The sequence below is a fragment of the Burkholderia sp. YIM B11467 genome, from assembly GCF_052952715.1.
Genome location: NZ_JBQVSQ010000011.1, coordinates 165061 through 184527, shown reverse-complemented (window position 1 = coordinate 184527; position 19467 = coordinate 165061). Strand labels below are relative to the sequence as shown.

Here is a 19467-nt window from a genome sequence, read left to right as displayed (position 1 = left end):
GCGCGCGCGTCACGGCGCGCAGCGCAGCTGCGAGTTCAGCGACGGCGACTGCAGCGCGGCCGTGCCCGATGCGGGGCACGGGCCGGCGCCCGGCAGCGCGACGATCGGCACGGGCGCGCTCGCGCCGCCCGCACCTGCCGGTGCGGCGTTCGTCTTCGCGGCGCTCGCGGGCGTGCCGTTCGACGCATCGTCGCCGCCGCACCCGGCAACCAGCGCGCTCAGCACACAGGCGGCGAGCGCGACGCGCACGCGGCGCAGGTCTGTCGTGTTCATGTGAGGACTCCGTCAGTGAAGGATTGTCGACAGCGGCTTGCCCGAGCCCGCGATCGACTGCAGTTCGGTTTCGGTCACGACGCGGCTCCACATCGCGACGTCGGAGAAGCTCTCCACGTTCGGCTTGACCGTCGTGCACGCGTTGACCGTGTAGCCGCCGCTGTAATGGCTCGCCGGGTAACCGCACGCGAGCATGTGGTACTGGCCCGTGCCGTCTTCATTCACGCCGAACGTCTTCGTGCCGAGGCCTGGCAGCGCGCTCGCCGACACCGTGAGCGGCGTGCTCTGTTTCTGCTCGCCGAGCACCGGGTCGAACGTGTAGGCCGTCATCGTCTTGCCGACGGTGTCGATCACGAACGCCGCGTACACCCACTGGTTCGCGGTCACGCTCATCGTCTTCAGGTCGTTGCGGTTCGTGCCGTCGCCCGCGTTGTACTGGATGTTGCAGGTGCCCGACGGCGCGCCCGACGCCTGCGGGAACAGCCCGATCGCGATGCCCGCGTTCTTGCCGCTCTGCCAGTTCTTGTTCGCGAACACCGGCGTGCCAAAGCCGACCACGTCGGTGCACGGCGTCTTCACCCACATGCCGATCGTGAACTGCGCCTGCGTCGCGATGTCGGCGTTCTGCACGAGCTTGTAGCCGTCGTAGCCGTTCGTGTCGACGGTCTGCGTCGTCACCTGCAGCGCCTGCCCGCCGAACGGATCGGCGGTGAGCGAACCGCCGTTCGCGGCGGCCGAGAACGGGCCCATCGTGCTCGCGTTCAGCGCATCGACGGCCGGCAGCGCGCCGAACGGGTAGTACGACGCGAGGCCGTTCTTGAGCGTCGTCGCGAGCGGCGGCGGCGGGGGCGGCGGCGGCACGTACGCGATCTGCGCGATGCTGCCCACGGGCGCGCCGCCCGCCGTCACCACGTAGTCGAAGCTGTAGGTGCCGGCCGCGGTCAGGCCGAGATTGCTGTCGGTATAGGTCGTCGCGCCGGCGGGCAGCGTCGCGATCTGCTGGCCCGCGCGGTAGATCGCGATCGCGCCGCTCGCGGGTGCGGCCCACGTCAGCACGACGCTGTGGCCGTCGGTGCTCGTCGTGCCGGCGAGCTGCGACACCGGTTGCGCGCCGATCAATTCGCCGCCGTCCATTTCATATGCGGACGGCGCGGGCAACGCACCGAATTGCGCGAGCACGGTCGGCGCGATGTCCGCGATGCTGGCACGCGTGTGCAGGTCGGCCAGCGACGCCGGCTGCGCGGCGCTGCCGAGGCGCCCGTTGTCGGCCTGGTTCATCGCGATGAAGGTCGTCGATTCGGACAGCAGCGGCAGGCCGTCGCTGCCGCCGGCCGCGTTCAGGCCGTGGCCGCCGGTCACGACGACCAGCCAGTTTTCCTTGTTGCGCTTGGTGGTTTCCGCGACGAGCGCGCCGACGGCCGCGTCGAGCTGCTTCAGCGTGTTCGCGTATGCCGACGCGCCGAGGCCGTAGTTCAGCGCCGCATCCTGCGCCGAGTGGTATTGCGCGACGACCAGCGAGTAGCCCTGCTGGATCATCGTGGTGCTTTGTTGCGTGACGCAGCTGTCGACCGCCGCGCAGTTCGCGAGCGTGTCGAGGTTGCCTGCGTTGCGCCCGGCGGTCAGCAGCGACGCCAGCGCCGGCGACCCGACGGCCGCGCCGAGCAGGCCCGCGTTCGCGGTCTTCAATGCGTCGAACGCGGTCGGCGCCTGCAGCGCCTGGTTCGGCGCGTCGGACAGCACCTGGTGGCGGTTGCCCCATGCGCCGGTCAGCAGCGTGGCCCAGCTCGGCGTATCGAGGTTCGGCTGCTGCGACAGCAGCCCGTTGACGCCGCCGCTATAGGCGGGCGCGACATGCAGCTTCGCGAGGTTCGGCAGCGTGCCGCCGGCGATGCCGGCCGTCAGCGCCGCGTACGTCACGCCGTCGAGCTCGATCACGAGCGCGCGGTTCGCGACCTGCTGGCCCGGCGGCGTGCCGCCGTTGCCGGTGCCGTTATCGGTGCCGCCGGCCGCGTTCGACGCCGTGCCGCCGGACCCTGCCGTACCGTCCATGTTGCCGCCGCACGCGCCGAGCGTGCCGACCAAGGTCAGCCCGCACAGCAACCGTGCGAGAGTGGTCTTCCGCATGTTTCCCCCTGATTGGAATATCCGGACACGCCCGGAGATCTGCCCGGATTCTGCTCAGGGGATGCGATGCGCGTATTTCGTTTTGCAGAAGCGCGCCGATACAGGTATCAGTATTTTTGGGGCGGGCCGGACCCGCGGAACGGCCGGCCCGCCGGTGGAAACGTTACCGCCCGTCGCCGAGCGAACCGAGAATCTGGTACGCGACCTTCACGCGATCCTCGATCGGGTAACTACGATTCGCGAGCATCACGATCGCGATCCGCTTCGCGGGGACGAACGCGACATACGTGCTGAAGCCGTTGGTCGAGCCCGTCTTGTTGATCCACCTATTCGGGTTCGGCGCCAGCGGCGGCGTGATCGCGCTCGCCGGCGTCGCGTTGAACAGCATCTTCGGCGCGTTGCCTTCGAGCAGCGTCGGCAGCGCGACCGGATACGGATACTGTTCCCAGATCAGGTCCTGCGTCAGCGGCCCCGAGCGGAAGTAGCCGGTGTGCGTGCGTTCGATCGCGCGCTGCAGTCGCGGTGCCGTGTCGACCAGCCCCATGTTCGCCTGTACGAAGCGCAGCAGGTCGGCCGCCGTGGTCCGCACGCCGTAGGCCTGCTGCCACAGCATGCCGCCCGTCATCCGGATCGGCTTGCCGTCCTGCGTATAGCCCTGCGCATAGTCGGCCTTGCGTGCGTCGGGTACGTTGATATACGTATGCGTCATCCCGAGCGCGGGGAACAGCCGCTGCTCCATCAGCACGGCGAAATCGCGGTTCATCGCCTTCGCGGTAAGCCACCCGAGCATCCCGATCGCGACGTTCGAATACGTGCGGCGCGTGCCGGGTGTATACGCGGGCCGCCACGCGTCGAGATAGCGCATCAGGCCGGCTTCGTCGTGGATGTTGTCCGGCACCTGCAGCGGCATCCCGCCGGGCGTGTGCGTGCCGAGCTGGAGCAGCGTCAGGGCACCGAACGGCTTGCCCTGCATCGCGGGCAGGTACTTGCCGGCCGGGTCCGACAGCGACAGCTCGCCGCCCTCCTGCGCGTCGGACGCGAGCGTCGCCGTCAGCGTCTTGCTGACGGAACCGATCTCGAACAGCGTGTCGCCGGTGACGGGCTTGCCGGTTTGCGTCGACATCACGCCGTAGTCGAACACGTAGGGCTTGCCGTCGGCGACGACGCCGATCGCCATGCCGGGAATGGCGTACTGCTTCATCAGCGGCGCGATGTGGCGGGTCACGGTGGCGTGGATGTCGTCCTGCGTGACTGCGGCCGCGCGGCCGGCCGTCGCGGTGGCGCACGCGGCGACGAACAGGGTCGCGGCGAAGCGGGTCGCGTTGAATCGCATGGTTGCGGTTCCTTTGGTATCGGATGGTTGCGTGAACAACAGATCCGGCCGCACCGCGCGAGAATCACGGCGGCCGGCCTGTCGAAGCAGGACTATCCGCTACCGGCCGGCCGCCAACAATCGACGATATGTTGCGCGAGCCTAAAGAAAATCTTATGAGATACGCGCGTTGCTGGAGTGGCTCGCGTGCAGCCGTTTCAAGCGCCGTGAATATGAACGGCCTATGCGCGGTTGCAGGAAGCCGAGCGCGACCGGCAGATCAACGACAACCAAGCGATCGAGATGGGCGCGCGCGTCAGCCCGGCAGCCGGTCGAGAAAGTCCAGCATCGCCGCGTTGAACCGCGCGGGCCGCTGCAGCGGCGCGAAATGGCTCACACCGGGCAGGATTGTCAGCGTCCCGCCCGGAATCGTGCGCGCCAGATACGCCGCATGCTCGGGCCGGATGAATTCGTCGTGCTCGCCCTGCACGATCGTCACCGGCACGGCGATCGCCGCAAGATCCTGCGCGCGGTAATTCGGTTGTGTGCGCATCATTTCGCTGACGGCCGCGACGAATGCGTCGAACTGGTCCGGCGTCGTGGACAGTTGCGCGTAGTCCTTCCTGTGTCGCGCGAAACAACGGTCGATCAACGGGCTCGGCACCATCTCCTTCGTGCCGCCCGGATCCATGTTGCACGCGAAGAAGAACACGCCGGCCGCGCGTTCCGGCGCGCGGGCGGCGAGCACGAGCGCGATGCACGCGCCGTCGCTCCAGCCGACGAAGCGCGCGCGGCCGATGTGCAGCGCGTCGAGGACCGCGAGCACGTCGGACGCCATGCGTTCGTAGGAATAGGGTTGGTCGTCGCGCGTGCTGCGGCCGTGGCCGCGGCTGTCGATCAGGATCGCGCGGTAGCCGGCCGCGAGCAGCGCGGGCACCTGGTTGCCCCAGTTGCCGCCGTGACCGAGGCCGCCGTGCAGCAGCACGACCGGCGGGCCATCGCCGAACGACGCGTGCCAGATGCGCGCGCCGTCATGTTCGAGCCATCCTTCGGCATCGGCCGCCGGCAGCGGCGCGCCACCGTGCGCGTCGAAGCGGACGAGTTCGTCGTCGTCGAGTTCCGCATTCATCGTTCTGCCGTCCTTTCGAGGGAGACGAGCTTGCGATTGTAATGCGTACGACGAAAGCGGCCGCGACGATCGCGCGGCCGGAGCGCGTCACGCCTGCGTCGACACCAGCCCGCCCGACGGCGAGCCGCCCGACTTCTCGATCGCCGCGGCAAGCTGCGAGATCGCCGTCGCCAGCGCCCCCGAGATCGCGCTGGCTTCCGCGCTCAGCGATTGCTGTTCGATCGCCGCGGCCGGGTCGTCCTTCGCGCGCTGGGCCGCGCTCGCCATCTGCCGCTCCAGCGTCGCGAGCTGCTGCTGCAGCCGCTCGATCAGCGCCTTCAGCTGGTTGACCGCCGGGTTATCCGACGAGCCACCCGATGCGCCAAGCGTTTCGCCGGTGCCGCCGGCCGAATCCTTCGTGCCGGTGGTGCCGGTCGTGCCCGTGGTACCCGTCGCGCCATCGCTGGACGACGTCGCGGCGGATGGGGTCGACGTCGCCGTCGCGGCACCCGGCGACGCGTTCGCGCTCAGGCTGCCATCGGTAAGCGGGGATCGCGCGGTCGTGGAGAAATCGATCTGCATCGTATCGGTCCGTGTATCGGTAAATGCATCATGACAGGGGGCAGGAATTGCCTTCCAACTCGTTTACGGCATTCGTCACATGAAACTTGAGTATCGGGGCCGGACTGATTTTCACGAGGATCGCAGCGCTTGAGCCACGAAAGGGCCAGATTCGCGACGAAGCGACGCTGGTAAAATTGCCGCTTCGCCGGCCGGATCCGCGCGCCGATCGCCTCCGGGCTCGATCGCGCAACGCCGCCGGTGTCGGCTCCCGCCCGTTCGGGCGCGGCACGCAACGCGTGCCGGCGCCGCCGTCACGGCTTCGCGGGTCGCCTTTTCCGTCCGCCTTCGTGTCCCGCTCGCCGGTTCGAGCGGTCAGCACCGTGCGGCACGTTGACGTCATCACGCATTCGAGGAACACACGATGGCCCGCATCGGCGCCTTCTGCATCACGACGTGGCTTGCCGCCGCGATTCTCTACTTCGGCCAGCACTCCGTCGCGATGATGGTGCTCAGCGGTGTCGTCGTCTTCGGCGGGTTCGATCTGCTGCGTCCGTAACGCGCATCAGCAGACCGCGAACGTCGGCACCGCCTGATCGACCGCCAACGCGCGCTCGTTGAACACCACCGGCACACCGCCGAGCCCCAGCCTGCAGTTCGGGCGATCGAGCCTCCACCCGTCGACGCGCAACGCGACGCGCGACACCGGCGCGCCGTTCGCGTGCGGCAGGTCGATCGCGATCTGCCGCTTCGCGCCCGGCACGAGGTTCAGGTAGTTGTCGCTGTAGAACGCGGGCAGCACGCGCGCACCGGTCGACGGATCGAATACCTGCAGGTGCGTCATCAGCGCGAGCGTCGCGCCGACGTTGGCGACATCGACCGTGATGCGTGTCGTCACGTCGTCGGCCTCGGCCGCCGTCGCGCTGATCGCAACCGCCGCCCCCGGCATCGTGTCGAGCGATGCGTACGCGTCGTCACCACCGTCGCGCTGCCGCCAGTAGACATTCTCCGCCAGCGGTTTGCCGCCCGAATCGACCAGCGCGAGCGCGACGATGCACACGTCGGATCTCGCGGCGGCCATCGCCGACGCCAGGTTCGCCACCACGCGATACGACGCCTTCGCGACGCCGCCGACATCCGCGGTGGTCCGGCTGCTCAGCGTGCCGTCCAGGTTGTACACGCGCATCTCGACGCGGCCGGTGACCGACGCCGCCGTGTGATTCGCGATCGTCACGTCGGCGGTATTCGCATCGAGGATCGCATTGACGCGACGGCACCCGTGCCGAACCGCAAAAAACGACGCGTGCTCCTCGAGATCGTGGCTGTACATCTGCCACACGAAGCTCGGTTGCGCGGGGTTCGTCATCCACATGATCACGCCGGTGGCCGGCGACGTGATCTTTCCGGCCACCGGGCCGATCATCACGGCCGCATTCGCCTCGTAGATCGAGCGAATGCATTCGTAGTTCATCATCTGCGCCTTGCGCACGAAGTCGGCGAGATTCCGGATCGCGCCGTAGCGCAGCGCCGTCATCGCGATGTACCCCGCGCCGCCCTGCTTGCCGACCGCGTCGTAGTACGCGCCGTTGCCGTTCATGTCGCGGTCGGCCCAGAAATCGTCGGGGCATTCGACCGAACTGGCCGGCAGCATTGCTTCGACGCATTCGAGCGTCGGGATCGAATGCGAGCCGACTTCGTTGTGAAACGCAACAGAAGTCGTGCCGTAGCCGCGGCCGAACGCGGCCTGCGGCGACGCCCAGTTGTACGGGCCGCCGGACGAGTAGCCGTTCACCGCGCCGGCGCCGGTGTCGCCCGCCGAACTCGTGAGGCACAGGCGTTGCGGGTCCAGCTCGGCAACGAGCGCGTCGAGCCCCTTGACGAGCGCCGGCGGCGGCGCGCCTTCGTTGCCGCCGCACCAGAGCAGGATCGACGGGCGATGACGGTTGCGCGCGATCACGTCGCGGATGTTGTCGAGATCGCGCGGCACGTTGGCGGCGCCCGACCCGTCTCCTTCGGTCGAGAAGAAGAAATCCTGCCAGACGAGGATCCCGTAGCGGTCGCATGCGTCGAAGAAATCGTCGCTCGTGCTCTGCCCGTTCCAGTTGCGGATCAGGTTGAGATTCGCGTCACGATGGAGCCGCACCTGGTTGAACAGCCGTTCGCGCGGAATGCGCTTCAGCGCTTCGTCGAGCCCCCAGTTGCCGCCCATCACGAGGATCGGCAGCCCATTCACGGTGATGCTCAACTGCGGGCCCATGCCGATGTCGCGCGCGTAGTCGATGCGGCGCAGGCCGATGTTCAGCGTGCGCTCGTCCGACCGCTTGCGCGCCACGTCGATTCCGATCGTCACCGCGTAGAGATTCGGTTCGCCATACCCGTTCGGCCACCACAGGCGCGGCTGCTTGATTGCTAGCGCCGCGATATCCGACGACGTGAGCGACACCTTCATCGTCGTGCTCCATGCGGGAATCGCGATGTCGTGGCGGAACGGCGTGCCGTTGCCGATGGTGCCGACGACGGTCGCGACGAGGTCCGTGCCCGAGCCGTTGTCCAGTTCGAGATCGAGGCGCAACTCCGCGCGCGAAAGATCGGCGGACAGCGTGTGGGCGATATTGATCGCCGCGATGCGCACCGCGCCGGTCGTGAACCACGCGACCGGTTGCCAGATACCGAGATTGCGGTCGGGGATCGTCGGCAGCCAGTCCCAGCCGGCCGAGCAGAAGAACGTCGGCCCGTTCTTCAGCGTGACGCCGGTCGGGCCGCCATTGCGCCCGCCGCGCGTGACGCCGCTCTGGTAGTTCGGCAGCAGCGGCCCTTCCGAGAAATCCAGCTTGACGACCCGCACCGCAAGGCTGGCCGCGCCGCCCGCCTGCGGCAGCCGCCGCGTGATGTCGAACGCGCCTTGCTTGAACGCGCCTTCGAGCCGGCCGACGAGCGCGCCGTTCAGCCAGATCTCCGCGCAATAGTTGACGCCGCCGAAGCGCAGCCACAGCCGCTGCCCCGGCTGCCGGGCCGGCGCCGCGAAGGTCGTCCGGTACCAGTAGTCGGTGTCCTTCAGCGTATCGGGAATGGTGTCCGTGACGATGCGGCCATGGAACGGATCGGGATACTTGCCGTTGACGATCATGCTGTTCAGCACGGTGCCGGGCACCGTCGCCGGCGCCATGCCCGTCACGCCGGCGGCGCTCGACAGTTGCGCGCCGCTCGCGCCCGGCAGGCTGCTCGCGGACGCGAACGTCCAGTGCTCCGACAGTTCCTGCGCGGCCAGCAGGCTGTGTTCCGGGTCAGCCGGCACGCCCGGCGCGATGGGCGTGACCGTCGCCGGGCCGTCGGCGCCCGATGTGCCGGTTACGCCCGACGTCGAATCGATGTCGCCATTGCAGCCGGCGAGCCAGCTCGTGCCGACCAGCGCGGCGCTGTAGGACAGGAATTTCCGGCGTTCTTTCGATGTCACGTTGTGTTCCTCCCTGATTGCGTCGTCGTCAGTGCGAGCTGGCCTGGCGTATCCGCATCACGTCGGACGAACCGCTGGCCGTCATGCGCGTGTAGTCCGCATTCGGCCCGGACGGCGGCGTCAGGTTGTCGGCGGCCGCCCATTGCGTCGGCGTCGCCGACAGCGCGTAGTTCATCGTGCCGCCGTTGGCGATCGTGCCCAGCGGCAGCCACGAGCCCGCGTAGTCCGCGCCGTTGACCTTCAGCGACTGGATATACGCGAACGACGGGTGACCCGAGTCGTCCACCGTGACCTGCTTGTCGCTTTCGAGCCGCAGCGTCTTGCCGTTACCGAACCAGACGGTGATCCCGCTGAACTGCGGCGTGGACAACGTCAGCCCGGCTTCCGACGGAATGACCGGGAACATGCCGAGCGCCGCCCACACGTACCAGCTCGACGTCGCGCCCATGTCGTCGTTGCCCGGCAGCCCGTCGCGACCGGTCGTGAATGCCTCCGACATGATGATCGGGAGAACGTACTGTGCGCCGCTCGGCTGCCCAGCCCAGTTGTACCCCCACGGCGACTGGAATGACGGTTCGTTGCCGATGTACAGGTTGTCGGACGATTGGCCACCGTTCAGGTCGCTGGAGGCCGGCACGGTCGAGAACGGCGTCGTGATCCCGAACAGCTTGTTCAGCCGCGTGACGGCCGCCTGCTTGCCGCCGATCGCGTCGATCAGCGCGGTCCAGTCCTGCGCGAAGGTCCAGAAGTAGTTCGGCTCCGTCGATTCATGGAACTCACCCGACACGAGCGTGCCCAGCGTACCGGGCGGCGAGCCGGCCGGCGGTGCATTGCGCGCGGCAATCACCTTGTTCGTGTAGTCGAAGATGTTGCGCCACCAGCCTGCCCGCGTGTACAGCGTGCCGATGTTGTCCGGCGTGACGCTGACCGACGGCGCGTTCAGCACGCTCGCCGGCAGCGCCTGCAGGAATGCGGCCGCCGAGCGGTCGCTCAGCACGCGCTCGATGGTCGCGGACGACGAGTGACCGTCGTCGCTCTGCGACAGGTAGTGGGCCGACAGGAAATGGGCCAGCCCCCCATCGCTCGGGCGGTCGTTGCAGGCACTCGACGGGTCGAACACGGATTGCCTGGTCAGGCGCGCGGCCGACACCAGATCGAAGTCAGTCGCACCGAACTTGTAGGCGCCTGCAATCACGTTCAGCGCGTTGTCGCCCGCCATCGGCGTCGAGTCGTCGCTGCCGTCGACCCAGTGCGGGAATGCACCGCACTGCAACGCGTCGACGACGAGTGACTGCATCATGTCGCTCGATTCCTTCGGCGCGAGCAATGCGAGCAGTTGCGCCTGCGACCGGTACGTGTCCCACAGCGAGAAGCCCGTGTAGTGGTTGCCGGCTCCGCCCTGCGAACCGTCAGCGCGCCGGAACGCGTAGTCGCCGACCCTGGCCGTCGCGCGCGGCGGAATGGTGCCGGTCTGGTCGACCGACTTCGGATAGCTGCCGTCCGGGTTCCTCGGCTGGCGCATGCTGCGGAATTCGCCGTTCGTGTCGCTATAGAGCGTCGGCGTGCCGAACACGTGATAGAGCGCGGTATAGAACTTCGTGAGGTTCGCCTTCTGCGTCGCGTTCAGCGACGCGGGATTCGCGGCCTGGTCGATCTGGATCGTGTTGAGGCGGTCGTTCCACAAGCCTGATGCGTTCGTGCGTGCATCGTCGAACGCCAGCTTCTCGCCTTCGTCGTGCAGGTTGCGCTGCGCGTTCTCGACGCTGACCGACGAGACGCCGACCTTCACGGTCACCGTCCTGTCCGCGTCGGTCAGGTCGAATTGCAGCGTCGCCGCGCCGTTGCTGGCGGTGTTCACCGCCGACGTGCCCGTTTGCTTGCGCAACGGCTTGTCGAAGGTCGCGTAGAAATACACGGGCGCATTCCACACGGTGCCGTACGGCGTACAGAATGCAGGCGCCACGGCCTGCCCGCTCATCGACTTGCCGTCGCTCGCGATCGCCAGCGCGACGTTGTTCGCGGTGACCTTCGTGCTGCCCGAATCGCTGTTGCCGTTCAGCTTCGCGTCAATCGAGAAGAAGCCCTTGTCCTTGTTCGTGTACGTGAAGCGCGCGATGCCGGAGCGGGCGGTCGCGCTCAACTCCGTCACGATCCCGTTTGCGAGGCGGACCTTGTAGTACCCGGGTTCGGCCGTTTCATCCGCATAGCTGTACCCGATGCCGGTCGGTTGGCCGCCGGACGCGACCCCCGTCGCCGCATCGCTCGGCAGCATCGCGACCGCGCCCTGCCCCGGACAGCCGACGCCGCTCAGGTGCGTTACGCTGAAGAAGTCGATCGTGCCGCCCGACCCATCCGACGACAGGTAGCCGCCCGAACCGTTGAAGTCGTAGCGCGGCGTGTTCGGCCCGAAATTCACCATCCCGAACGGCACCGTCGCGCCCGGACTCACGTTGCCCGCATAACCGGAGTCGGAGTTGACCTGCGTGCCGATGAGCGGATTGACGAACTGCGTCAACTGCATGTTGGTGCGTTTGGGCGGAGTCGGCTGCGACGGCTGCCCCGGTTGCGACGGCCCCGAAGTCGGTGGCGGCAAGGTCGACGGCGTGTCTCCCGCGCCGTTGCTTGCCGTCGAAACACTATTCACGTCGTCGCCGCCACACGCGGCAAGCGCTGCGCAAGTCAGTGCAGCGACGATCAAGAGTCGTGGATTTTTCATTTTTCGTTTAGTGATGTTAATTAAAATGAATCGTCCGGCGTCGACCACCGCCGCCCTCCTCCTGCATCCGGGAATGTCACAGGCTTCCCAGGGGCTTACAGTGCCGTAACGACTGTTTATTCACCACGAGAAGTTTCCCGAATTTTCAGTTTGTTTAACTAAACAATTGGGAGTTAAGTGGCTTTGGGTACAAATTGCCGCTATATGTTGCGTTGCAGCGGCGCTGGAGAGGGTCGTCCATCGGCAAGCACCCGGCAAAATCCGGGCGCCGCGTGACCTCGGGGATGAGAATGAATCGCCGATGCTCGCGCCGGCACGTGCGTCAGTGCCGGCGTCGGAGCGATACGACGCGCATCAGCGCGGCAACGTCCTCAACGACGACGGCCCGCCCGTCAGCGCGATCCGCTTGCCCGTATCGCGCAGCTTGCCGCCTTCCACCGCATACAGCGCAAGCTGCCGTTCGACGTTGAACTGCACGATCACGTGCCGGCTGTCGGCGGTGAACACGATCCCCTGCGCCGCTTCGCCGCCGGGCAACTCGCTGGTCTTCACCGCCTGCCCGTCGCGGATCTCGAACAGCAGCACCTTGCCGATCTTGTGGCGGCCCGGATTGTCGGGCGTCAGGTTCGAGCCGTCCATCGCCTGCACGGCGATCCACTTCCCGTTCGGCGAAATCGCGACGCCTTCCGGCAGCGACGGCACCGTCAGGTACTGGACCGTGCGGAACGGCACGCGCGACACGTCGATCAGCGCGATCGAATCGGCGTCGCCCGCGAGCGTGCCCGTATAGCCCGGCAGCCCCGCGAGCCCGACGTTGCTGACGACGGCCCAGCGGTTGTCGCTCGACACGTCGATCGTGTACGGCGCGACGCCGGTGCTCAGGCGAGTGCCGCTGTCGGTCACCTTGCCGTCGTCGACGTTCAGCACCGCGACGCCCTGCTCGTCGCGCAACGACACGAGCGCATGCTTGCCGTCGTGCGTGAAGCTGATCCCGGCCAGCCGCTTCTTGCCGATCTTCAGGTTGCCGTCGAGCGTCGCATGCGTGCCGTCGATGCGCAGGATCGAGACGCTGCCGTCGACGTTCGCGACGAGCGCGAGCCGGCCCGAGCGGTCGATCGCGATCCCTTGCGGATGGGCGCCGAGCTCGATGCGCGTGATCGCGGGCGGCGCGGCGTCGAGATTCACGACCTGCAGGAACGTGTCGTACACGAGCTGCTTCGCGGCCGTATCGTAACGCGTCGGTGCGCCGACGAGCGCGAGCTTCGCGTCGGACGTAATCGCGACGGCCTGCGGCGGCCCCTGGATACCGTTCTCGACGTCGACCTGCAACGCAACCTTCGGCGGGAACGTGCTGGCGTCGAGCAGCGTCAGCGTGTCGGCAGGCGGTGAAGCCAGATAGGTGTCGCGGCCTTCGACGCGTTGATACTTGCCGTCGTTGCCGGACACGATCCAGTCGGCGGCGTGCACGGCAACAGCGGTCGTAACGAGGGTCAGCGCGGCGAGCAGGCACGCGCTGCGCAGGTGGAAAGGCTTCGAATGCATGGCGGTCGGGTCTCCGGGTCGGTTGCGGACGCAATGGATTGCTCGACCCTGCTGCTCGACGGGTCGATGCCATCGCATGATGCCCGAAAGCGGACGAATCCGGCGTCTCGCGCCCGTTTCCATCAGGCCGTCGTTCGCGCGCCAGGCTCCCACCGGCCGACATCGTCGAGCGGATACACGGGCCGCGCAAGCCGCTCGTAGCGAAACAGTCCGTAGTCCGAGCCCGTCACGCCGCGGCTGTCGCATTCGACCAGCGCGGCCGCGATCGGCACGAACACCGGCCGGCAATACATCCGCGACTTCAGCAGCAGAAAGCGCGCGCGGCGTGGATCGACGCCGACGCTCTCGAACACGCCGAGATCCCACGGCTCCTGCGTGCGCTCGGTGACGACGAGCGTCGCCGCGCCGATGTCGAGCACGGCGGTGCGACCCATGTACGCGCGCTGGCCCGTATAGGTCGGCCCCGTGATCACGTATTCGCCGTCGGTTATCGCGCGCACGACGCCCGTCGCGCGAAACGGCTCGCGCCGCACGCCGCCGTGCGACGGCAGCCGGTTGCCGACCGGCACCGTGACGGTCGCGCCGACGCCGGCATCGATCAGCGCCGCGACGGCTTGCGGGTCGCACAGCGGCCCGCTAACGATCCCGTCGAGCCCGTGCGCGAGCGCGGCCTCGAGCAGGTCCATCGTGTCGCACGGGCCGCCCGACATGCAGTTGTCGCCGTGATCGAGCATCAGTACCGGGCGGTCCGCGTCGCGCGCGAGCGCCGCGGCCTGTGCGACCGATTCCGCGAGCGGCGCGCTGCGGTACACGAACGCGTCGCGCGCATCCCAGATCTGCCGCGCGATGCGCTCGGCCACCGCATCGGCCGCGGCGCGATCGCCGTCGGCGACCACGACGACGCTGATGCACGGCGCGGGAATATCCGCAAGCGAAAAGCCGGGCAACACCGACACCGCGAGCATCCCGTCGGCCTCGGCGGCACGCGCGGCCTCCACCGCGCGCCGCATCGCGCCTTCCGCGCTCGCGCTGCGCAGCGTCGACGTCATCAGCGGCGGCTGCCGCCACGCAAGCACGGGCTGCGCGCGACCGTGAAGCCGGTCGAGCAGCACGCGCGCCGCATGCTCGCCCGTCTCATACATGTCGACGTGCGGATAGGTCTTGAAACTGACGATCACGTCCGCGTGGTCGATCATCTTCTGCGTGACGTTCGCATGCAGGTCGAGCGCGACCGCGATCGGTGCGTCGGGCAGCGCCGCGCGCACGCGCGCGAGCAGGTCGCCCTCGCCGTCCGCGCTCTGCTCGGCGACCATCGCACCGTGCAGGTCGAGCATCACCGCATCGCAGCCGGGCGCGGCCGCGACGATCGCATCGCAAATCGCCGCGTAGGCGTCGGCCGCGACGGGCCCGCTCGGGTTCGCGGCCGCCGATACCGGCGTCACGATTTCCGCGCCTTCGCGCGCAGCCGCGTCGAGGAATGCGGCCATCGCGGTGCGCATCCCGTGGTTCGCGCGATACGCGTCGTCGCCCCAGTCGGGGCCGTGGCGGCCGAACGCGGCAAGCGGCGTCGGCACCGGCGAGAACGTGTTGGTCTCGTGGTTCATCCGGGCGATCAGGATCTTCATCGCGCGTCACCCTCCGCGATCCCGGCAGCACCCAGCATCGCCTGCAGCAGCACATTGCAGCCGGCTTCCAGATGCACCGGATCGGCGTCCTCGATCTCGTTGTGGCTGATCCCGTCCTTGCACGGCACGAAGATCATCGCGGTCGGCGAAACACGCGCGAGATACACGGCATCGTGGCCCGCACCGCTGATCACGTTCATCGACGACAGCCCGAGCGCGCTCGCGCCGGCGCGAACCTGCTCGACCAGCGTCGCGTCGAACGGTTGCGGCGGGAAGTACACGACCTGCTCGACATCGATGCGCATGCCGGCCGACGCGCCCAGGTCGGCACACGTCGCGCGCAGTTCCGCATCCATCGCCGCGAGCGTCGCATCGTCGGCCGCGCGCAGGTCGACGGTCAGCGTCACGCGGCCGGGAATCACGTTGCGCGAATTCGGGTGCACGTCGACCCAGCCGACCGTGCCGCGTCCATGCGGCGGATGCGCGCGCGCGATTCCGTTCACCGCGCGCACGAGATCGGCCGCGACCAGCAGCGCGTCGCGTCGCAGTTCCATCGGCGTCGGGCCGGCGTGCGCCTCCATCCCGTGTACGGTCACGTCATACCAGCGCTGCCCGAGCGCGCCCTCGACCACGCCGATCGTCGTGTCGTGCGCCTCCAGCACCGGCCCCTGCTCGATATGCGCTTCGAAATACGCGCCGACCGGATGCGCGCCGCGCCCATCGTCCGCATCGCCCGCATAACCGATCGCGACCAGCGCGTCGCGTACCGACACGCCGTCGCGGTCGCATTGCTCGAGCGCATGGTCGAGCGTGAACGCGCCCGCGAACACGCCGGAGCCCATCATCACGGGCACGAAGCGCGAGCCTTCCTCGTTGGTCCACACCGCGACCTCGAGCGGCGCACGCGTGCGCACGCCCGCATCGTCGAGTGTGCGCAGCACTTCAAGGCCCGCGAGCACGCCGTAGTTGCCGTCGAACTTGCCGCCGGTGGGCTGCGTGTCGATATGGCTGCCCGTCGTCACGGGCGGCAGGTCGTCGCGTGCGCCCGCACGCCGCGCGAAGATGTTGCCGATCGCATCGACCCGCACCGTGCAGCCGGCTTCCTTCGCCCATGCGACGAACAGGTCACGCGCTTCGCGATCGAGTTCGGTGAGCGCGAGGCGGCACACGCCCCCCTTGTCGGTCGCGCCGATCCGCGCGAGACGCATCAGGCTGTCCCACAGCCGCGCGCCGTCGACGCGCAAGCCGGACGCCGCGACGCCCGGTGTCGAATCCTGAACTTGCATCGATGGAATTCCTCGCAATGAAAGGGCACGGCGCTTACGCGACGCCGACGCCCAGGTAACGGTCCTTCACCTCGTGATCGGCGGCGAACGCCGCGTTGCTGCCTTCGTAGACGATCACGCCCTGTTCGATCACGAAGTGGCGGTCCGCGAGCTGCGTGCACACTTCGAGGTTCTGTTCGACGAGCAGGATCGCGACACCGGCCGCCTTGATCCGCTTCAACTGCTCGACGATCTCCTCGACGATCACCGGTGCGAGCCCCTCGACCGGCTCGTCGAGCATCAGCAGCCGCGGGTGGTTCATCAGCGCGCGGCCGATCGCGAGCATCTGCTGCTCGCCGCCCGACAGCTGCGCGCCGCCGTTGCGGCGGCGCTCCTTCAGGCGCGGAAAGATCCGGTAGATGTCGTCGAGCTGCCACGGCGAGTCGCGGCGCGCACCGAGCCGCAGGTTTTCCTCGACCGACAGCAGCCGGAAAATCCCGCGATGTTCGGGCACGAAGCACAGGCCGCGCGCGGCGATCCGGTGCGCGGGCTGCCCGGACACCAGCCGGCCCGCGAACGTCACCGTGCCGCCGCTCGGCGCGACGACGCCCGCGATCGTCTTGAGCGTCGTCGACTTGCCCGCGCCATTGCGGCCGAGCAGCGTCACCGTCTCGCCTTCGTTCACGTTCAGCGCAATGCCCTGCAGGACATGGCTCTTGCCGTAGCAGGCATGGACCTCCTTCACGTCGAGCATCACGCGCGGCCTCCCGTGATCATGTTGCCGAGATACGCGCTACGCACGCGCTCGTCGCCGCGAATCGCGTCGGGTTTGCCTTCGACCAGCACGCGGCCCTGCTGCATCACCGTGATCGTGTCCGAGATGTCCATCACGATTCCCATGTTGTGTTCGATCAGCACGACCGTGTAGTCGTCGCGCAGGCCGCGGATCAGCGCCTTCATGTCGTCGAGATCGTCGATCCCCATGCCCGAGGTCGGCTCGTCGAGAAAGATCGCGCGCGGCCGCGCCGCCAGCGCCATCCCGACCTCGAGCCGGCGCTGCTGGCCGTGCGACAGCACGCCGGCCGCCGTGTCGGCGAAGCGCTGCAGGCCGAGCCGCTCGAGCACGTCGTCGACGATGCCGTCGTGCGCAAGCGCGCCGCGCGGCGGCGTCCACGGATTCAGCGCGCGCCGCGATTCGACGCCCTGTGCGGCAACCCGCAGGTTCTCGCGCACACTCAGGTTCGGAAACAGGCTCGTCACCTGGAACGAGCGGGCGATGCCGCGCCGCACGCGCTTGTGATCGGGTTCGCGCGACACGTCGTGACCGTCGAACAGGATCGAGCCCGACGTGATCGGCAGCGTGCCCGTCAGCGTATGGAACAGCGTCGTCTTGCCCGCACCGTTCGGGCCGATCACCGAATGCACGGTGCGCGGCATGATCCGCAAATCGACGCCGCCCAGCGCCGTGAACTTGCCGTAGCGCTTGACGACGCCGCGCGCCTCGAGAATCGCTTCGCTCATTGCTGCCCCCTGGCATCAGTCGCCACGCCTTCGGTGCGCCGCAGCTTCGCAGCGACGCGTTCGCCCAGCCCCCACAACCCGCGCTGCATGAACAGGCTGACCGCGATCAGCACGAGGCCGAGCAGCAGCAGCCAGCGCGGCCACAGCGTCGACAGCCAGTCCGCGAACAGCACGTAGAACGCCGCGCCGAGCACCGACGCGAACAGGTTGCCCGTGCCGCCGATCACCGTCATCACCAGGATCATCTCGCTCGTGTGATAGTCGATGTTCGACAGCGGCGCGATGCCGGTCATCAACGCGTGCAGCGCACCCGCGAGGCCCGTGACCGCACCCGAGATCACGAACGCCGCGAGCTTGAAGCGCTTCACGTCGTAGCCGGCCGCCGCCGCGCGCGCCTCGTTGTCGCGGATCGCGAGCAGCGTACGGCCGAACACCGAGCGCGACACGCGCAACAGCAGCCAGAACACCGCGACGAACAGCACCGCGACGAAGCCGTAGTAGCGCCACGGCGAGTCGAGCGAGACGAGCGGATGCCCGAACGCGGCGAGCGCGGGACGCGGGATGTCGAGCAGCCCGTTGTCGCCGCCCGTGACGTCCGGCGTCGTATAGGCGAGAAAATAGAACAACTGCCCGAACGCGAGCGTCAGCATCACGAAATAGGTGCCGCGCTGCCGGATCGAGAACCAGCCGACGAGCGCGGCCGCGACGGCACCGAGCACGGCGGCCGCGATCAGCGCGGCCGTCACCGACGCGACGCCATGCGTCAGCACCAGCCCCGCCGCATAACTGCCGAGCCCGAAGAAGATGCCCTGCCCGAACGACAACAGCCCCGTATAGCCGAGCAGCAGGTTGCAGCCGAGCGCGGCGAGCGCGAACACCAGCACTTCGGTCGCGAGCGAGCCCGAGCTCAGCGCGACCGGCAGCACGCACACCACGGCCACCGCGAGCCAGCCCTCCGGCCGCTGCAGCGCGCCGCACCACGGCCGCGGGCGTTGCGAGGTTGCCGCCCCCGGCGGCAGCGGTTTCGACGATTCGATCATGCAGCCCTCCCCAGCAACCCGTTCGGACGCAGCAGCAGCACGGCCGCCATCGCGACGTAGATCATCAATCGCGCGCCTTCCGGCCACAGCGTGCTCATCAAGCTCTGTACGATGCCGACCAGCAGCCCGCCGACGAGCGCCCCGAGAAAATTCCCCATCCCGCCGACGACGACCACGACGAACGCGACGCCGAGCGCCTCGATGCCCATGAACGGATCGACGCCGCGGATCGGCGCGGCGAGCACGCCCGCGAGTGCCGCCGTCGCCGCGCCGAGCGCGAACACGAGGCTGAACACGCGCGTCACGTTGATGCCGAGCAGCGAGACCATCTCCGTCGATTCGCTGCCCGCACGCACCGTACTGCCGAGCCGCGTGCCTTCGAGCACCCACCACAGCAACGCGGCGAGCACGGCCGTGAAGCCGATCACGAACAGCCGGTATTTCGGGTAGACGAAGCCGCCCCAGATCACGACGCCGTTCAGCGCATCGGGCGGCGGCACGTTGTCGCCGAGCGGGCCCCATGCGAGGATCGCGCACTCCTGCAGCACGAGCGCGAGCCCGACCGTCGCCAGGATGTGGAATTCATGCTGCTGCGCGTACACGTGACGCAGCACGAGTTTTTCGACGCCCCATGCGAACGCGCCGACGACGAGCGGCACGACCGCGAGCGCGACCCAGAAATTCGCCGACCATTGCAGCGCCTGGTAGCAGAGATACGCGCCGAGCAGGTAGAACGCGCCGTGAGCGAAATTCACGAAGCGCAGCAGGCCGAACACGATCGACAGGCCGACGGCGAGCAGGAAATACAGCATGCCCACACCGATGCCGTTGACGATCTGCAGCAGATAGACGTTCATGGCTTCCGTGTCAGAAAGGAAGGTAACGGACGTCCGCGGCGCACGACGGCCGCGGACGCATGCACCGCG

At 68.2% G+C, this 19467-nt stretch carries 16 protein-coding genes; 2 read left to right on the top strand and 14 right to left on the bottom strand.

The window, feature by feature from the left end; genetic code table 11:
* Positions 1-9: 9 nt before the first annotated feature.
* From ACTRWB_RS30815 to ACTRWB_RS30795, 5 genes are all read right to left on the bottom strand, one after another.
* On the bottom strand, positions 10-273 hold the full coding sequence (locus ACTRWB_RS30815; RefSeq protein ID WP_048251623.1) for a hypothetical protein: 264 nt from the start codon (positions 271-273) through the stop codon (positions 10-12).
* A gap of 12 nt (positions 274-285) precedes the next feature.
* Entirely contained in the window at positions 286-2397 is a 2112-nt protein-coding gene (locus ACTRWB_RS30810; protein WP_446904064.1) for a hypothetical protein, read from the bottom strand.
* A 163-nt stretch (positions 2398-2560) separates the two neighbouring features.
* Positions 2561-3730 carry a class C beta-lactamase gene (ampC, locus tag ACTRWB_RS30805; protein WP_446904063.1) on the bottom strand — a complete coding sequence of 390 codons (1170 nt, stop codon included), beginning with the start codon at positions 3728-3730 and terminating at the stop codon, positions 2561-2563.
* A 295-nt stretch (positions 3731-4025) separates the two neighbouring features.
* On the bottom strand, positions 4026-4838 hold the full coding sequence (locus ACTRWB_RS30800; protein ID WP_446904062.1) for an alpha/beta fold hydrolase: 813 nt from the start codon (positions 4836-4838) through the stop codon (positions 4026-4028).
* A gap of 87 nt (positions 4839-4925) precedes the next feature.
* Entirely contained in the window at positions 4926-5399 is a 474-nt protein-coding gene (locus ACTRWB_RS30795) for a hypothetical protein (protein WP_446904061.1), read from the bottom strand.
* Between the two features lie 403 nt (positions 5400-5802).
* On the opposite strand from ACTRWB_RS30795, the gene ACTRWB_RS30790 reads away from it, so the two are divergent.
* A complete protein-coding gene (locus ACTRWB_RS30790; RefSeq protein ID WP_048248033.1) occupies positions 5803-5937 on the top strand; it encodes a hypothetical protein in 135 nt (44 codons plus the stop codon).
* Positions 5938-5943: 6 nt separating this feature from the next.
* Here ACTRWB_RS30790 and ACTRWB_RS30785 read toward each other — a convergent pair whose 3' ends face one another.
* Positions 5944-8832, bottom strand: a complete 2889-nt coding sequence (locus tag ACTRWB_RS30785) for a glycoside hydrolase family 2 protein (RefSeq protein WP_446904060.1) — start codon at positions 8830-8832, stop codon at positions 5944-5946.
* A 28-nt stretch (positions 8833-8860) separates the two neighbouring features.
* Positions 8861-11353, bottom strand: coding sequence for a glycoside hydrolase domain-containing protein (locus ACTRWB_RS30780; protein ID WP_446904059.1), 2493 nt, complete (start codon positions 11351-11353; stop codon positions 8861-8863).
* On the opposite strand from ACTRWB_RS30780, the gene ACTRWB_RS30775 reads away from it, so the two are divergent.
* Entirely contained in the window at positions 11352-11657 is a 306-nt protein-coding gene (locus ACTRWB_RS30775) for a hypothetical protein (RefSeq protein WP_446904058.1), read from the top strand. The two genes, ACTRWB_RS30780 and ACTRWB_RS30775, sit on opposite strands and share 2 nt — an antisense overlap.
* A 245-nt stretch (positions 11658-11902) precedes the next feature.
* Here ACTRWB_RS30775 and ACTRWB_RS30770 read toward each other — a convergent pair whose 3' ends face one another.
* The 7 genes from ACTRWB_RS30770 to ACTRWB_RS30740 form a co-directional block, all read right to left on the bottom strand.
* Entirely contained in the window at positions 11903-13090 is a 1188-nt protein-coding gene (locus ACTRWB_RS30770; protein ID WP_446904057.1) for a beta-propeller fold lactonase family protein, read from the bottom strand.
* 122 nt (positions 13091-13212) lie between these two features.
* Positions 13213-14715: a M81 family metallopeptidase gene (locus ACTRWB_RS30765; RefSeq protein WP_446904056.1), complete on the bottom strand. Its 1503-nt coding sequence runs from the start codon at positions 14713-14715 to the stop codon at positions 13213-13215.
* Entirely contained in the window at positions 14712-16001 is a 1290-nt protein-coding gene (locus tag ACTRWB_RS30760) for a Zn-dependent hydrolase (protein WP_412026061.1), read from the bottom strand. Before ACTRWB_RS30760 ends, ACTRWB_RS30765 begins: the two co-directional genes overlap by 4 nt.
* Before the next feature lie 34 nt (positions 16002-16035).
* The gene (locus tag ACTRWB_RS30755) at positions 16036-16737 is read right to left on the bottom strand and encodes an ABC transporter ATP-binding protein (protein ID WP_446904055.1); all 702 of its coding nucleotides are present in this window, start codon (positions 16735-16737) and stop codon (positions 16036-16038) included.
* Positions 16734-17501, bottom strand: a complete 768-nt coding sequence (locus ACTRWB_RS30750; RefSeq protein WP_072440446.1) for an ABC transporter ATP-binding protein — start codon at positions 17499-17501, stop codon at positions 16734-16736. Before ACTRWB_RS30750 ends, ACTRWB_RS30755 begins: the two co-directional genes overlap by 4 nt.
* Entirely contained in the window at positions 17498-18541 is a 1044-nt protein-coding gene (locus ACTRWB_RS30745) for a branched-chain amino acid ABC transporter permease (protein WP_412026058.1), read from the bottom strand. Before ACTRWB_RS30745 ends, ACTRWB_RS30750 begins: the two co-directional genes overlap by 4 nt.
* A complete protein-coding gene (locus tag ACTRWB_RS30740) occupies positions 18538-19398 on the bottom strand; it encodes a branched-chain amino acid ABC transporter permease (RefSeq protein WP_059835207.1) in 861 nt (286 codons plus the stop codon). The genes ACTRWB_RS30745 and ACTRWB_RS30740 overlap by 4 nt, the downstream gene beginning before the upstream one ends.
* Positions 19399-19467: the final 69 nt, after the last annotated feature.

What these genes read in the sequence shown, in the direction of transcription:
- ACTRWB_RS30740 (WP_059835207.1), bottom strand. Translation starts at nt 19,398, where the DNA reads ATGAACGTCTATCTGCTGCAGATCGTCAACGGCATCGGTGTGGGCATG.
- ACTRWB_RS30810 (WP_446904064.1), bottom strand. Translation starts at nt 2,397, where the DNA reads ATGCGGAAGACCACTCTCGCACGGTTGCTGTGCGGGCTGACCTTGGTC.
- ACTRWB_RS30750 (WP_072440446.1), bottom strand. Translation starts at nt 17,501, where the DNA reads ATGAGCGAAGCGATTCTCGAGGCGCGCGGCGTCGTCAAGCGCTACGGC.
- ACTRWB_RS30815 (WP_048251623.1), bottom strand. Translation starts at nt 273, where the DNA reads ATGAACACGACAGACCTGCGCCGCGTGCGCGTCGCGCTCGCCGCCTGT.
- ACTRWB_RS30790 (WP_048248033.1), top strand. Translation starts at nt 5,803, where the DNA reads ATGGCCCGCATCGGCGCCTTCTGCATCACGACGTGGCTTGCCGCCGCG.
- ACTRWB_RS30800 (WP_446904062.1), bottom strand. Translation starts at nt 4,838, where the DNA reads ATGAATGCGGAACTCGACGACGACGAACTCGTCCGCTTCGACGCGCAC.
- ACTRWB_RS30775 (WP_446904058.1), top strand. Translation starts at nt 11,352, where the DNA reads ATGTTGGTGCGTTTGGGCGGAGTCGGCTGCGACGGCTGCCCCGGTTGC.
- ACTRWB_RS30765 (WP_446904056.1), bottom strand. Translation starts at nt 14,715, where the DNA reads ATGAAGATCCTGATCGCCCGGATGAACCACGAGACCAACACGTTCTCG.
- ampC (WP_446904063.1), bottom strand. Translation starts at nt 3,730, where the DNA reads ATGCGATTCAACGCGACCCGCTTCGCCGCGACCCTGTTCGTCGCCGCG.
- ACTRWB_RS30770 (WP_446904057.1), bottom strand. Translation starts at nt 13,090, where the DNA reads ATGCATTCGAAGCCTTTCCACCTGCGCAGCGCGTGCCTGCTCGCCGCG.
- ACTRWB_RS30780 (WP_446904059.1), bottom strand. Translation starts at nt 11,353, where the DNA reads ATGCAGTTGACGCAGTTCGTCAATCCGCTCATCGGCACGCAGGTCAAC.
- ACTRWB_RS30760 (WP_412026061.1), bottom strand. Translation starts at nt 16,001, where the DNA reads ATGCAAGTTCAGGATTCGACACCGGGCGTCGCGGCGTCCGGCTTGCGC.
- ACTRWB_RS30745 (WP_412026058.1), bottom strand. Translation starts at nt 18,541, where the DNA reads ATGATCGAATCGTCGAAACCGCTGCCGCCGGGGGCGGCAACCTCGCAA.
- ACTRWB_RS30795 (WP_446904061.1), bottom strand. Translation starts at nt 5,399, where the DNA reads ATGCAGATCGATTTCTCCACGACCGCGCGATCCCCGCTTACCGATGGC.